The 14199-nt window shown below is 59.9% G+C and carries 12 protein-coding genes and 1 pseudogene; 6 read left to right on the top strand and 7 right to left on the bottom strand.

Annotation, left to right across the window (positions count from 1 at the left end; genetic code table 11):
* The first annotated feature begins 17 nt into the window (after positions 1-17).
* Positions 18-1181, top strand: coding sequence for an NPCBM/NEW2 domain-containing protein (locus HS101_15625; protein ID MBE7507695.1), 1164 nt, complete (start codon positions 18-20; stop codon positions 1179-1181).
* Here the strand turns inward: HS101_15625 and HS101_15620 are convergent.
* Positions 1156-3768, bottom strand: a complete 2613-nt coding sequence (locus tag HS101_15620) for a tetratricopeptide repeat protein (GenBank protein MBE7507694.1) — start codon at positions 3766-3768, stop codon at positions 1156-1158. The two genes, HS101_15625 and HS101_15620, sit on opposite strands and share 26 nt — an antisense overlap.
* Before the next feature lie 2 nt (positions 3769-3770).
* On the opposite strand from HS101_15620, the gene folP reads away from it, so the two are divergent.
* Entirely contained in the window at positions 3771-4625 is an 855-nt protein-coding gene (folP, locus tag HS101_15615) for a dihydropteroate synthase (GenBank protein MBE7507693.1), read from the top strand.
* A 4-nt stretch (positions 4626-4629) separates the two neighbouring features.
* Here the strand turns inward: folP and HS101_15610 are convergent, their stop codons facing one another.
* Both HS101_15610 and fabG read right to left on the bottom strand, forming a co-directional pair.
* Positions 4630-5256 carry a leucyl/phenylalanyl-tRNA--protein transferase gene (locus HS101_15610; protein ID MBE7507692.1) on the bottom strand — a complete coding sequence of 209 codons (627 nt, stop codon included), beginning with the start codon at positions 5254-5256 and terminating at the stop codon, positions 4630-4632.
* Positions 5257-5261: 5 nt separating this feature from the next.
* Complete coding sequence (fabG, locus tag HS101_15605) at positions 5262-6008, bottom strand: 3-oxoacyl-[acyl-carrier-protein] reductase (GenBank protein MBE7507691.1); 747 nt, start codon at positions 6006-6008, stop codon at positions 5262-5264.
* Positions 6009-6383: 375 nt separating this feature from the next.
* Between fabG and HS101_15600 the strand changes: the two genes are divergently transcribed.
* The 3 genes from HS101_15600 to HS101_15590 all read left to right on the top strand — a co-directional run bounded on the left by HS101_15600 (position 6384) and on the right by HS101_15590 (position 9682).
* On the top strand, positions 6384-7898 hold the full coding sequence (locus HS101_15600; GenBank protein MBE7507690.1) for a M2 family metallopeptidase: 1515 nt from the start codon (positions 6384-6386) through the stop codon (positions 7896-7898).
* A gap of 101 nt (positions 7899-7999) precedes the next feature.
* Positions 8000-9319 (top strand): IS1380 family transposase, encoded by a 1320-nt coding sequence (locus tag HS101_15595; protein ID MBE7507689.1) that lies wholly within the window; start codon positions 8000-8002, stop codon positions 9317-9319.
* Positions 9320-9505: 186 nt separating this feature from the next.
* Positions 9506-9682 (top strand): hypothetical protein, encoded by a 177-nt coding sequence (locus HS101_15590; protein MBE7507688.1) that lies wholly within the window; start codon positions 9506-9508, stop codon positions 9680-9682.
* An 83-nt stretch (positions 9683-9765) separates the two neighbouring features.
* Here HS101_15590 and HS101_15585 read toward each other — a convergent pair whose 3' ends face one another.
* The 4 genes from HS101_15585 to HS101_15570 form a co-directional block, all read right to left on the bottom strand.
* On the bottom strand, positions 9766-10434 hold the full coding sequence (locus HS101_15585; GenBank protein MBE7507687.1) for a PEP-CTERM sorting domain-containing protein: 669 nt from the start codon (positions 10432-10434) through the stop codon (positions 9766-9768).
* A 206-nt stretch (positions 10435-10640) separates the two neighbouring features.
* Positions 10641-11453, bottom strand: a complete 813-nt coding sequence (locus tag HS101_15580) for a hypothetical protein (protein ID MBE7507686.1) — start codon at positions 11451-11453, stop codon at positions 10641-10643.
* A gap of 132 nt (positions 11454-11585) precedes the next feature.
* Positions 11586-11879: a (2Fe-2S)-binding protein gene (locus HS101_15575; protein MBE7507685.1), complete on the bottom strand. Its 294-nt coding sequence runs from the start codon at positions 11877-11879 to the stop codon at positions 11586-11588.
* A gap of 51 nt (positions 11880-11930) precedes the next feature.
* Positions 11931-12860, bottom strand: coding sequence for a glycosyltransferase (locus tag HS101_15570; protein MBE7507684.1), 930 nt, complete (start codon positions 12858-12860; stop codon positions 11931-11933).
* Between the two features lie 346 nt (positions 12861-13206).
* On the opposite strand from HS101_15570, the pseudogene HS101_15565 reads away from it, so the two are divergent.
* Positions 13207-14133, top strand: a pseudogene (locus HS101_15565) (transposase).
* Positions 14134-14199: the final 66 nt, after the last annotated feature.

Raw genomic sequence — 14199 nt, 5'->3', positions numbered from 1 at the left:
TTCACGGTGCAATCAACATGATGATGACGACGTACCTTCTATCACTCCTATTGGCTACGGGATCGGTTGGACAGACCAAGCTGGCCGCCGTGGTACAGTCCATCAATGGAACAGTCTACCAGGCCGATGTCGCTTCCATCGCTGCGCCGGACTCACTGTTGTGCCATGGCAAGGACGGGACCGATTCGAAGGTCGCCTGGGAAGACGTCGATGTTGTACGGTTCGATAATCCGCCCGCTTCGAAGGCCGTCGGTGCCTGGGCGGTGTCGCTGCATGCCGGAGATCGCCTGTTTGGAAAGATCGTCGGAGGCAACTCAAAGCAGCTACAACTGAAGCACGCCATATTGGGCGAGTTGGAGATTGCGCTTACGGAGATATCCCGCGTCCAGCGGGTCGCAGCAGCCGTGACTACCGAACCCATGGCCGGCGAAGAGGACCTGCTTCAATTGACAAACGGCGACTTCCTCCGTGGAGCCGTTGCAGGCTGCGCGAGTTCCGGCGTCACTTTTTTTGACGGCAAGAGAGATCGGGAGTTTCGCTGGGCCGACATCGCGGGCCTGCAACTGGCCGCTCTCACTCGTCGGCCAGGCTCGGGCCTTCAGTGGATCGTCACGCTAACCGACGGGACATCGCTGGTGGGGACGGCATTTCGGATTGAGAGTGGTTCCTTATCAATCAAGACTGTGTTGGACCGGAAAATGTCCGCTCCCATCGATCAGTTGGTTTCGATCGAGCCAATCGGCGGGCGGCGAACCTGGCTCAGCATGATGGAGCCCGCGGAGTACAAGACCACGCCTTACTTTGACATTCGCTGGGGCTTCGAGCGAGATCGCAATGTCGTCGGCGGTCCGTTGTGCGTCGCGGGCGAGACATACGCCCGGGGAATTGGTCTGCACTCGGCGTGCCGAATTTCCTACGCACTCGACAAACGGTTTCGACAATTTCGCGCGGCCGTTGCCTTGGATGACACCGCCGGCCCGCTTGGCGATGCCGATGTCCGCATCTTGATTGATGGTCGGCTACTTGTGGAGCTGGAACACGTCAGGAAAAATGAGGCCCTCAGACTCGTCGATGTGGACGTGAGCGGCGGCGAGACGCTGACGATCGAGATTGGTTTCGGCGACCGCGGCGATGTACAGGATCGCGTGAATCTGCTCAACGCGGCGCTGATTGGGAAGTAGCATCCGGTTTGGACATGTTGCTGAGGTAGTTCAAGACATCTGTCCCCGCTCTTCTCCATTTCTCGTCTTCGGGCGAGGACGCGAGTTGCTCGGCAGCCGTTCGAGCGATCTCAAGCTTTCCCGCGAATAGCGCCGCCCGCGTCAGAAGGTATACTCCCACCGTGGATGCCTTGACGTCTCTCGGCAGATCACCGACCGCCAGCATGACCGCCCGGCTTTCGTCGCTCCGGGGCTGCGAACGGCTTAGCGCAGCATCCGACGACCCGAGAATTGTCATGAGGTTGTCAAACCCAACATCTTCTATTTCCACAAGGATATATGCCCACCTGACAAGTTCGAAACAAGGACTATCCCGTGAGACGAGTCCCGCCATCATCGTTGTATGGGACGAATCTCCACGTATCGCGTGCGACCAAGTCAGCCATGCCCTGACTTGGTCATCCTGTCCGAGGATCCAAGAGGTGATTCCTGACTGCATACGCCAGAAGTCGACCATTTCCAGGTACTTTTTCTGACGTTGAAGGGCAAGGCTGAGTCCGGTCATGGCCGAAAGGTAACGAGGTCGCCGGTTAAGCACAGCCAGATAGTCGCGTTCAGCCTCCGCACCGCGATCAAGCGAGTTTAACAATGCCGCTCGGTTCATCAACAGATTAATACTGCGCGGCCGGTCAGCAATCAGGGCATCGTACGCTTTCAAAGCTCGTTCGGCTTCACCCAGTTGTGCCAGTGTCGCGGCATGGTTCATCTTCGCCGGCACATCGGACGGATACACTCGCAAAAGCCGTTCGAGTACGCCCTTCGCGGCCTCAAGCTGCCCGTTGCCAATGAAGATCGCGGACACCTCAAACATCGCCTCCCGATCGATCGGGTTTAGCTTCAATGCCTTCTCCCACTCGACGAGAGCCAATGAGTCTTCACCTTGCGATTTGTATAATCGCGCCAATGCAACGTGCGCAGGAAAATAATCGGGATGCCTCGTGACGATGGTGCGAAACGTCTCATGGGCCTCGGGCAATGCGTCGGATTCTTCAAGCACCTGCCCAAGCCGGTATCGCGTCAGCACATGTTCGGGCATGCGTTTGACGGCGATTTCGAGTTCCTCCCGTGCCTTTTCGTATTCGCCCTTGAGCCGATAGGCATTTCCCGCCGCCGCAGCCAGTGGTCCGCTCTCCGGCCAGAGTTTTCGAGCCGTCTCTACCACACGAACTGCCCCGTCCGGATCGCCCTCGAAGTTGAAGGCCTTTGCCAACTCCGCATAAGCAAGCTCGGAATCGGGGTACACGTGAACGACGCGGCTGTCGCGGCTCACCGAGCTTCTCCAAGTTGATGTGAGCAGCCACGAATACGACATCCACGCCGCCAGCACAAGAACGAGCGGTAACCCGACCAGAAGGTCGGCGCGGCCCCGCGTAAATCGCTGCGAGAGTTCATCCAGCGCAGTAACAGCCGTCGCCGCCACGGCCAGGTGCAAGCCGATGATCGGCAGATACATGTACCGGTCAGCGGAAAGAAAGTTCCTCGCCGCGCTCGCTGCAAGCAGGGGAGTCAGCAAGATGCCAAATAGCACGATCCCGACATACGCAGCGGGCAAACGTTTTCTTGCGACCCAGGCCAGCGTCACGAGCAGGGCGATTTCGACGATCGCCGTCAGCGGTGGCGGTGAGCCGATCGTCATGTCAGCCGGCGGCGGCGACCATGCGGCCAGCCGACTCGGCCAGATGTAGTTTTCCAGGTAGTACCGTGTCGCGAGAAGCAAGCGTATCGGCATCGGTGCTACGTCTTGGGCCTGCATTCCTTCGAGGAAGCCCGCTTCCTCGGTGGCCTGCAAAGCGAGGTAGCTTCCGCCGATTGCCAACAGAATTAACACCACATAGATCGCGATCTTTCTTCGAGATAATCGGCCGCCTTGTACATAATCGCACCACGCGGCTGCGATCGGCACCGTCGGCACGACTTTCGAGAGAATCGCGGCGATCCACGTCAGGATCGCTGCTGCGTCGGTTCCCAATCGCGATTTCGCCGGACCGATGCAAAGGCACAACGTCGCCAGCGAAAATGTCGTCGCTAGCAGGATCATCCGACCGCTGACCCAGGCAACAGGCTCCACCGCAAACGGGTGGCAGGCGAACATGAGCCCGACAAGAAGCCCCACGCGTCGGCACTGCGCAAGGCGCGTGGCCAACAGATAGGCCAGGACCGCGTTGAGCGCATGAAGAGCGATGTTCGTCACGTGAAACGGGCGAGCGCTGACCGGGAACCGCTCCGTCGGTGTCGGCTCGGCGCGTGCATAGTCCAACTGAAGCGTCACCATCGGGAGTGGTTGATACAGGTCGCCGTGAAAAGTCGTAAACAACTCGCCGGCATGAGCAAGCGACGGATGATTGACGAGAAAATGCTCCGTGACCAATCGCTGGTCGTCGCCGCTGAGAAACGCGCCGTGGCGAGTCGGCCATCCAAAGGCCAGCGCAATCGCAGCGATGATGAGCGGACAGCAGAGCCATTGCCAACGGCGCGCCGGCGTCGCATCTTCGCCCTCTATCCTCTCCGGCGAGGGCTGCATATCATCAAGGTCAGGAGCAATCAGCATCCATGAATCTTACGCGGCGGATACTCAACACGCGACACGGCCCCCTCGAATTCGGCGGGCGGTGTCTCGTCATGGGTATCCTGAACGTGACGCCGGACAGCTTCAGCGACGGCGGAGAGTTTCTCGAAACCGAGGCCGCGATCATGCACGGCCGCAGGCTGCTTTCCGAGGGCGCCGACATCCTCGATATCGGCGCCGAATCCACAAGGCCCGGCTCGGAGGGAGAGGATGACGAGGTTCAGATCGACCGGGTCGTCGGGGTTATCAAGGGTCTTCGAACGGCCGGCGTTCGTCAGCCAATCTCCATTGACACGCGCTCGGCGTCCGTCGCCGCCGCGGCGCTTGATGTCGGGGCCGACATGCTCAACGACGTGTCCGGCATTCGGCACGATCCGCAGATGCCGGATCTGCTGAGGCGGTCCGGTGTGCCATTTGTTGTCATGCACATGCAGGGAACTCCGGCGACGATGCAGCGGTCTCCACATTACACCGATATCGTTGCAGAGGTCGCCGCATTTTTCTCGGAGACCGCCGATCGGCTTGCTCGCGCCGGCGTCGATTGTTCCAACATGTTGATCGACCCGGGAATCGGCTTTGGCAAGACCACTGAGCACAACTTGTCGCTGCTCAGTTCATTATCAAGGCTGGCCGGGCCTTGGCCGCTTCTCGTTGGAGTCTCGCGCAAGCGATTCATCAGTGAGTTGATGGGCGACGATCGCATGGAATTGCGAGACGCCGGCACAGCGGCGGTCGTCCTGGCCTGCGGATTGACCGGCGCAGACATGGTTCGCGTCCACGACGTTGGGACATGTCGACGGCTCATCGACGCGATGGGCCCTCGTACAATCGACGGGTGACTCGCTAAACGAATGAAACCGGTGCTGCGACGGCCTTGCGGAGCAGCTTCAAATAGTCATCTCGTGGTATCTCGACGGCTCCAAATCTCTTGAGATGCGCGGTCATGAATTGAATGTCCAAGAGCGCGAACCCGCGCGAGCGCAGGCATTCGACAAGATGGGCAAGCGCCACCTTGCTCGCATCGCGCCGGCGGTGAAACATGCTCTCGCCGAAGAAGGCCCCGCCGATTGAGACGCCGTACAGTCCGCCGACGAGTGAATCGTTGTGCCAGGCCTCCACGCTGTGAGCAAACCCCAGCCGGTTTAACTCCGTATAGGCCTTCACGATCTCGGCGGTGATCCATGTCCCCTCCGGCCGATCCGCGCAGGCCAGGACGACCTCCCGAAATGCGCCGTCGATCCTGATCTCGAACGGCTGCCGCCGAATCGTCTGGGCAAGTGTCTTGGAGACGTGAAACGCGTCGAGTGGCACGATAGCCCGAGGATCAGGCGAGAACCAATGCAGCTCGCCGTCGACGCCCATCGGGAAGACGCCCTGCAAGTAGGCGGAAATCAGCAAAGAAGGGGGCAGCTTGGTCACGTTGCGCACGAGTCGTCGCCGAGGGCGCCATGTTGACCCTCGCCTCGGCATCGACCTCACATGTACATTCCGCCGTTGACGCCGAGCACCTCACCCGTGATGAAGGATGCTTCCTCGGATGCCAGAAAGGCCACCGCGGCCGCCACTTCTTCAGGCTTGCCGAGACGGGCCATGGGCGTCATCTGACGCACAATGTCAAGGTTCGCTTCCGGCACCAGGGCCGTCATATCCGTCTCGATAAAGCCGGGCGCTACGGCGTTAACCGTGACTCCCTTACGCGCAAATTCGCGGGCCAGCGTCTTGGTCAGTGAGATCAATCCGCCCTTGGCCGCGGCGTAGTTCGCCTGACCGAAGTTACCGATCTGGCCGACGATGCTGGTGATGTTGATGATACGGCCCCAGCCGGCCTCGATCATCGGTCCGGCAAGTCGGTGGATAATCATGGCCGGCCCCGTCAGGTTGACGTCCAGGACTTCGTGCCACATTTCTCGATCCATCTTCACGAAGGATTTGTCGCGCGTGATCCCCGCGTTGTTGACAACGATGTGCACGTGATCGAAGTCCTTCTTGATCTGGGCGACCATCGCGTCGTTCTCCTCGTGATGGGAGACGTCCGCCTGGTATACAACCGCTTTGCGGCCGAGTTTGTGAATCTCCGCGGCCACCTCTTCGGCGGGCTCGCGATGTGTGTGATAATTCAGCGCAACATCAGAACCGGCCTCGGCCAGGGCCATGGCAATGGCCTTTCCGATACCACGCGAAGCTCCGGTGACGAGACTGACTTTACCCTTAAGATTAATCATGGCCAATCACCTCCATCTCGCCGGATTTCGGGCGGACGCAACGCGCCACCCCATGCATTCGTTTCGCCCGAGCACGGAGACTTGATCGCACGGAGAGGCGATTTCGAACTGAGTCGCTCTGGCGGATACACGACATATTCTAACGCGCGCCGGTCCGATGGTCCACGTCAATCCTGATTCGCGGCGAATCAACCCGTGCTTTGTCAGTGAACGGCCCCACGCCTTCTGCCGGCGACCCGGGCTCCGAAATGCCGGCCCGAATTCGCGAATGAGTACGCCGAATCGACGGATGCGAAATTTGGCGATCACCGCTGTTTTGCGGTATCCTTCGCCTCTGGAAACTCGTTTTATCCCGTCCATTTCAGGAGTCTTCAGATGCATACGCGATTGGCATTTTCCATCGGCCTTGTGTTCGTCGGAGTCGCTTCCCTTCAGGCGGGGAGCCCCGCTTTGCCGGCGGCGGGAAACGCTGCCGAGGAGGAATTCCTCAAGATTCATGATGCATACGTCGTGAAATTCCGGCCGCTTTTTCGCCGGGCATCCACGGCATGGTGGGTCGCAAACACCACCGGTTCAGACGAGGCTTACAAGGAGAAAACGGATGCGGAGAACGCGCTGGTCGAGCTTCACAGCGACAAGGCGACCTTTGCCCAGCTCAAGTCGCTCAAGGCTGACGGCCTCGTGAAGGACGCAGTATCGGCGAGGGTTCTGGACGTGATGTACCGAACCTATCTTCCCGGTCAGGCGGATACCGCCCTTCAAAAGCGCATCGTCGCCATTAAGAACGAGGTCGAGCAACTCTTCAACACTCACCGTAGCGACGTGAATGGCAAGCAGCTCTCGGAAAACGACGTCCGCAAGATCCTTTCCGAAACCAAAGACATGTCTGAGGCCAAGAAGGCCTGGATGGGCTATATGGCCGTCGGCGGAAAGGTCGAAAAGAAGCTCACGGAACTGGTGGGCCTACGAAACGAGCTTGCACGCAGCCTCGGTTTCAAGAATTTCTGGGTCATGCAGATGACGGTCGGGGAGATTGACGGGGACCAGCTCATCAATCTTTTCGACGAACTGGACGAACTGACCGCCGGCCCTTTCGCCGCCTTGAAGGGGCAAATTGACGCCGCAATGGCCAAGCGCTTCGGGGTCGAGACGGGTAAGCTGCGTCCCTGGTGCTTCGGCGACCTATTCTTCCAGGACGCCCCTGACATTCAAAAGGTGAATCTCGACGATGTGTTTGCAGACCAGGACCTACTGGCCCTGACGAAAGCTTACTACGAAAGCATCGGCCTCGAAGTCTCGGACATCATCGCCCGCAGCGACCTGTACGAGAAGCCCGGCAAGAGCCCGCACGCCTTTTCGACGGACCTCGACCGCGAGGGTGACGTTCGAACGCTCTGCAATCTGAAGCCCAACGCTTATTGGATGGACACGCTGCTGCACGAATTGGGCCACGCGGTGTATGACAAGTACATTGACAAGTCCGTGCCCTTTGTCCTTCACGAGGCGTCACACAGCATCACCACGGAAGGCTTTGCGATGATGCTCGGGGCGATGTGCAAGAACGAAGAGTGGCTCACCAAGGTGCGCAAGATCGATCCGGCCAAGGCGGCCGATGTAATCGCCTCCGCCCGGGCCCAGCTTAGGGCAGAGAAGCTCATCTTTTCTCGCTGGGGGCAGGTCATCGTGCGCTTCGAGAAGGCCATGTATGAGAATCCCGATCAGAATCTCGGCAAGCTTTGGTGGGATCTGAAGGCCAGGTATCAGATGCTTCCGCCGCCGGATGACGTGAGCCTGCCGGCATATGCCGCCAAGATTCATGTCGTGGCAGCCCCCGTCTATTACCACAGCTACGTCTTAGCCCGAATATTTCATCAGGTCGGCGTTGAATAGGAATAGAAAAAGCCTCGAAGCCCTGTAGACTGGGGTTTCGTAAGAACATTCCGGTCCATAGGCAGGGAGGCTTTTTCGTGACAGACTGTAACAGCAAACCGATGTTCTTTTCCAGTCTCGGCCGCAAGAAAATCGTGGCCGATTTCACAGGCGGAACGCTCACCTCAGACGCCGGGGGTCTGCTGCTTCGGGAGGTCGAGCGGCGTCTGGGCCTGGTCGATCAACTGGCCGGGGTCATCAACGACCCGCGTGATCCGGCCCGAATTCAACATGACCAGCGGGTCATGCTGGCCCAGCGCATCTTTGCCATTGCGATGGGCTACGAAGATCTCAACGACCATCAAGCCCTGCGGAGCGATCCCGTGCTGGCGGTCCTGACCGGGCGGCCGCCGAGCGCGGATGAGCCGCTGGCCAGCAGTCCGACCTTGTGCCGGCTGGAGAACCGCGTCACGCGCGGCGACCTGGCACGAATGTCGCGTGTGCTGGTGGAGCAGTTCATCGCGTCCTATGAATCGCCGCCGGAGGAATTGATCCTCGACTTCGACGCGACCGACGATCCGATCCACGGCAACCAGGAAGGCCGCTTCTTCCACGGCTATTACGACCACCACTGCTTCCTACCGCTGTATGTGTTCTGCGGCTCGCGGCTGCTGGTCTCCTACCTGCGGCCCAGCAACATCGACGGGGCCCATCACGCCTGGCCCATCCTGAAGCTGCTGGTGCAGCGCTTGCGACAGGCGTGGCCCGGGGTGCGGATCATCGTCCGCGGGGATTCCGGCTTCTGCCGCCGGCGAATGATGAAATGGTGCGACCGGCACGGCGTCAAGTACGTGCTGGGCCTGGCCCGCAACACCGTCCTGGAGAAAGCGGCCGAGTCCTTCATGCAGGCGGCCGAGGCCCAGTTCGCCACCACGCAGCAGAAGGTGCGGAACTTCCACGAGATCGAGTACGCGGCGCAGACCTGGGATCGCCCGCGCCGCGTGATCGTCAAGGCCGAGCGGCTGGTTCAGGGGCCCAACGTTCGATTCGTGGTGACCAACCTGACCGACCGCACGCCGAACGATATCTACGACGGTCTGTACACGGCCCGCGGCGACATGGAGAACCGCATCAAGGAGCAGCAGCTCGGGCTCTTCGCCGATCGCACCAGTTGCCACGCCTTCCTGGCCAATCAGTTCCGGCTGCTGTTGTCCTCGGCGGCCTACGTCCTGGTGGAAACGCTGCGCCGCACGGCCCTGGCCGGCACCGAACTGGCCGAGGCCCAGGTGAACACCATTCGCCTGAAACTCTTCAAGGTCGCCGCGCGGGTGGTCGTCTCCGTGCGCCGCGTCGTACTGCGACTGTCGAGCAGCTGCCCCCTGCAGGACCTGTGGCGATCCCTGGTTCCACGACTCCGCCTGATCCCGCCCGCCCCATCATGACCCGAAAAACAACCTGATCACCGCTTGGGGGTAAGGGGGCCCTGCGCGCTCCAACCTCCACCTTCATCCCTCCGCTCACGCACAAAGCCGAAAAACTCCGTCCATCACCATTCGAAGATCACTGATGAAATATGCGGGTTAGGCGACCTCTTCGCCTGCCAGGTGCATAACACGATCGCCCGCAAAGTGTGCGGCGAAAGTGATCCGCTCAAGACATGCTACTACGGCCGCAAGGAGGCGGGGGCGTTTCTCAAGAAAGAGATCTTCGGTCCGGGCAATCTCTATTCGTGGAACGAACTGACCAAACGGGCGACCGGAGAGCCGCTGACGGCAAAGTACTTCGCACAGATGTTTGTGAAATAGCGCACATCTGACCGCGCCACGGTCTGTGCGCAGCGATAATATGAGAAGCGACGAACTCTAAAATTGAGTGAGAAAAATCGGTTCTACCGTCGCCGTCGAACGAACAGCAAGCCGCCCAACGCGAGCAGGCCAAGCGTTGCCGGCTCGGGGGTCGCCGTGATGTTGTCGAAGCCGAGCACGCCCATGATCGCGTCGCCCTGACCGGCGCCCGCGGCTGGATCGGCATCGTGTCGCAGCATCAACCGCGGCAACGCGCTGAACGTCGCGTTGTAATCGAAGCCGCCGACGGAAACGAGGTCGCCCGGCAGCACGCTGAGGACGATGTGGTGCCACTGGCCGTCGTCCGGAACGATGGTCGCGTTGAGCGAGGTGTAGTCACCACCGCCGCCGAAAAGGCTCAGCAGTCGCATATGAACGTCCTGACCGCTTGAGTTAAGAACGTCCATCTCGATGGCGGTGACTCCGGCAGTGATGTAATCGCCGCTCCATTGCAAATCGTTAAACATCGCCAGTCGGCTCGCGGGGCCCGACGGTCGATCAGCCGTTATCTGCACATAGTTGTCATTCGCACCGGCAGGGCCGCCGGTCGCGATGTTGACAGGATTCGCGCCGCCGCCCCAGTTCATCACCGTGCCGTCCTCGAAGTCGTCAATCTGACCGACGACAATGGACGCCTGCGCGAGCGACGTCACGGCGCTGACCGCAAATAAGGCCGCGAAGAGTGTAATTTGGAATCGATTAGTGTGGCTCATTTCCCCTAGAATCTCCCTTCCCACGCGCATCGCTTAGGGATGCAGCGGACCTTCTCCTATTCGCTACTTAGTATACCCCCATTCGGCGGTAGATTGCAAGGTCCGAGACGACAATCCCAGAAGTTATCAGGCATCGGCGCTGGCCCTTTATCCCCCGGAGATCTCCTTCGGATTACAGCAACCGGGGATTTTCGACGCGCTACCGACTAGGAGCAGTTTCCGTCAAGAAGGCGATCCACGAACGCAGCCAGGTCTGACGCGTCCAGGGGCCCGCCGATCGGGGCGGCGAGATCGGCGCAGTTCGTTGCGGTTATCGAGCCAAGAAACATTTCGGTGAAGACCTGAATATCCTGTCCATTCGGTGTCGTGTCGGAATCAACATCGCCTTCACATGGGCAAGGGACAATCGCAGTGATGTTGTCGAAATCCAGCACGCCGTTGATCGGGTCGCCTGACCCTGATGGGCTCGGTGGATCGGGATCGTGTCGCAGCATCAGACGCGGCAAGGCGCTGAATGTCGCAGCGTAATTAAACCCACCAATAGGTGCGCTGCCGACCGGCAACATGTCTGCCGAAAGGATGCTCAGCACAATGTGGCGCCACTGGCCGTCATTCGCAACCATGACCGGCGTCGCGGACGTGAAGTCGCCGCCCGGGCCGAAAAGAGACAGCACTCGAAGTTGGACAGGCACAGGACTGGTATTGCGAATATCCAGGCCGATGGCCGTCACGCCTTGGGCGATGTAGTTGCCCGACCATTGAAGGTCGTTCGTCATGGCCAAACGACTGCCCGGGCCGACTGGTTGATTGGCGACGATCCGCAGGAAATGATCGTCGACGCCTGCCGGACCGCCGCTTGCGAAGTTGGTCGGATTATCTCCGCCGCCCCAGCCCATGACGGTGCCGTCCTCGAAATCATCAATCTGACCGGCGGTGATGAAAGCGGTGGCCGGCGCGCCGAAGAGGGCCACCATGAGAATGGCGAAGAGAAAGCCTGCTGAAGTTTGATGAGTGTACATGGTCCCGAGTTCTCCATTGGCTGTGCGCAACTGTGCGCGGAGGATTCTGCTCGGGACGATGGTGTAAAGAGTACCGGCAATCGGGCGTCGATTGCAAGTCTTACGGCGACGAACTGAGTTGCCGGGAATACGTCAACCCTCGAAGGTATTCTTCGTGGGCGATCGCAGGTACTCGCGCCTCGCTGAGGCATAATCCCCGGCCGATTCCGGGAGTGCCGGCGCGTCTTCGCCGACGGAATCTGCATCCGAGGCGAGTGCCTGCTGCTGAATCCGCATCAAGACGGGGATGCACCATCCACAGCCCGTTCCGGCCCCCAGACAATTAGACATCTGCGAAGCCCGTTGTGGCTTCTCGCGCCGGGCAAACGCCACCAGTTTTCTAAGGGACACGTGGTAGCAATAGCAGATCTGGTCGTCTTGATCCATCAATGCATCATAGTTCAGCGTAATGGCAAAGTGAGGGCATTTTCCGGGCCGTCAGACCTTTGCTGCCCCTGCGGCGACTTTCTTTCGGTCGCCCGACAACATGGCCATCGTGGCGGCGGCGGCCGAAAACAGAATCGTTCGAAATGGCGATCTGCCGTGCGCCCGGCTGGCTCTGCAATACTCGACGGCTTGCTGATAGGCCCCGTCATGAAATGCCGCCCGCCCGGCCTGAAAGTAAACCCGGGAGAGGCGAGCGGCGGCCGAACGCTGATCCAATAGGCGACCATCGCGATGCTGTTCGTAGAACCTTTCGAGCACGCGGGCCTTCACACCAAGGTTGCGACTCATTAATTGCTTGCTAAGCCGATTATCGTGCAATCTTCGCTTGGCAAGAGGTTCGCTGATGAGGCCGAATGGCTCTGCCACACTGATCCGGAGCCAGAGGTCGTAATCTTCGCAAACCGGCAATGAAGCATCGAAGCAACCGGCGTCAACGAGCACGGATTTCCGACAAACGACGCTGGGCACATCAACGAAGCAACTCTCAAAGAGTCGCTGCGTGATCCAGCCCTCGTACCGCGGCTTTGTCCGGCCGCTGACCGTCCTCCCCGCGTCATCGACCGGGATCATCGGGCCGTAGAAAACATTGACATTCTTGGCCTCTTGAAGGGCCGTCACGAAAACCGCCAATTTGTTCGGTAGCCAGTGATCGTCGCTATCCAGAAATGCGATGAATTCGCCCCGCGACTCGAAAATACCCCGATTTCTCGCCGCCGCCGGGCCCTGGCGCGCCTGGCGAATCAGGCGAGGACGGGCGGCATGTCCGCTGACGGACGACGCGATATCCTCATCCGAGCCGTCATCCACTACAACGACTTCGAAGTCCTGAAACGTCTGCGCAGCGACGGAATCCAGCGCCTCGCGCAGGTAGCCCGCCCGGTTATAAGTCGGTATGACGACGCTGACGATCGGCTTATCCATGTCCTGCCGGCTCATCCATGACGCAGCCTCTGTTGCGCTTGCGAGGCGGGCAAGGCTTCGCCGGCCCGGCGCGTCGGGAGGGCCGCAAAGCGGTAAGTCTTATCCTATGTCGTACGGAACCAGAGGCTGTCGGTCAAGGGACCGGCGATTTTCAGGCCTTCGGACCGTCCGTTTCAGGCATTGTTGCGAAATGGCCCATCGTCGGGCGAGCGACCCGCAGGTAATCCGACGTGCCCATGACAATGGAGCCCGTAAGGAATGGCATTAAGTTTGCGATCTTGATGCCGTAAGTTCTTTTACACGGCGCACTTACGCGCGCTGGCGCGGAGCGTGGCCTCCTGGGATGATGTTGTTGTCAAGACACACCGTCATCAAAAGGAGGCCACGGATGGTCAGTATCACGCGCGCGTTGCGTCAGATCAAGGACGATCTGGCGACGTACTTGTCCGCCGCATTTGTCGAGTCGATCTGCCGAGAGGTCGGACACCACTGGCGCGACCGGGTGCTGGATCCGGTCACGACGATTCACTTGTTCATTCTGCAGATTCTCCATGGCAATACGGCATGCAGCCACTTGCGGCATCTGGCAAGCGAGGCGTTCAGCGCCGCTGCCTACTGCCAGGCGCGATCTCGACTGCCGCTGGAGGTCATCAAGACGCTCGTATCCAGAATTGGCGCTCGCATGCAGCAGGCCGCGGCCCACACCGGATTGTGGATGGGCCATCGCACGATTCTGATCGATGGTTCGAGCTTCTCGATGCCGGATACGGTCACGGTCCGCGAGCTGCGTTACCGCATCGAGGCGCCGGGCTATCGTCCCGGCGAAATCACCCTGGTCACCACACTGCTGAACGCGGAGACTTAGACGGCCGAGGATCTCGCGGAATTGTACCAAGCGCGATGGGCGGTGGAAACCAGTTTCGGTCACCTCAAGACCACAATGCGCATGGAGAAGCTGCACTGCAAGAGCGTGGCCGGCGTGATGAAGGAACTATGGATGTTTGCACTGGTCTACAATCTGGTACGCATGGTCATGCTGGAGGCCGCCCGCCGGCAGAACGTCGCGATGGATCGCATCAGCTTTGTCGATGCCCTGCGCTGGCTGGCCGCCGCGCCGGCCGCTGCCACGCTTCCGGCACTCGTCGTTAACCCGTTACGCCCGAATCGAATCGAGCCTCGCGTCGTCAAGCGGCGGCCGAAGTCTCACAAGCTGATGACGAAACCTCGCGCCGTATTTCGAAAAGAGCTGGAATTACGCAGAAAATCAGCTTAGGTTAGTGCCATTCCATCCTGACACCTTTTCTCTCTTGGCCGGAGCGTGGTTTGGGGCGGTGTGCGA

This window comes from Planctomycetia bacterium, assembly GCA_015075745.1.
In the GTDB taxonomy this organism is placed as follows: domain Bacteria; phylum Planctomycetota; class Phycisphaerae; order UBA1845; family UTPLA1; genus UTPLA1.
Note: the sequence above shows the minus strand (reverse complement) of the source record. Positions and strands in the feature narration are given on the sequence as shown.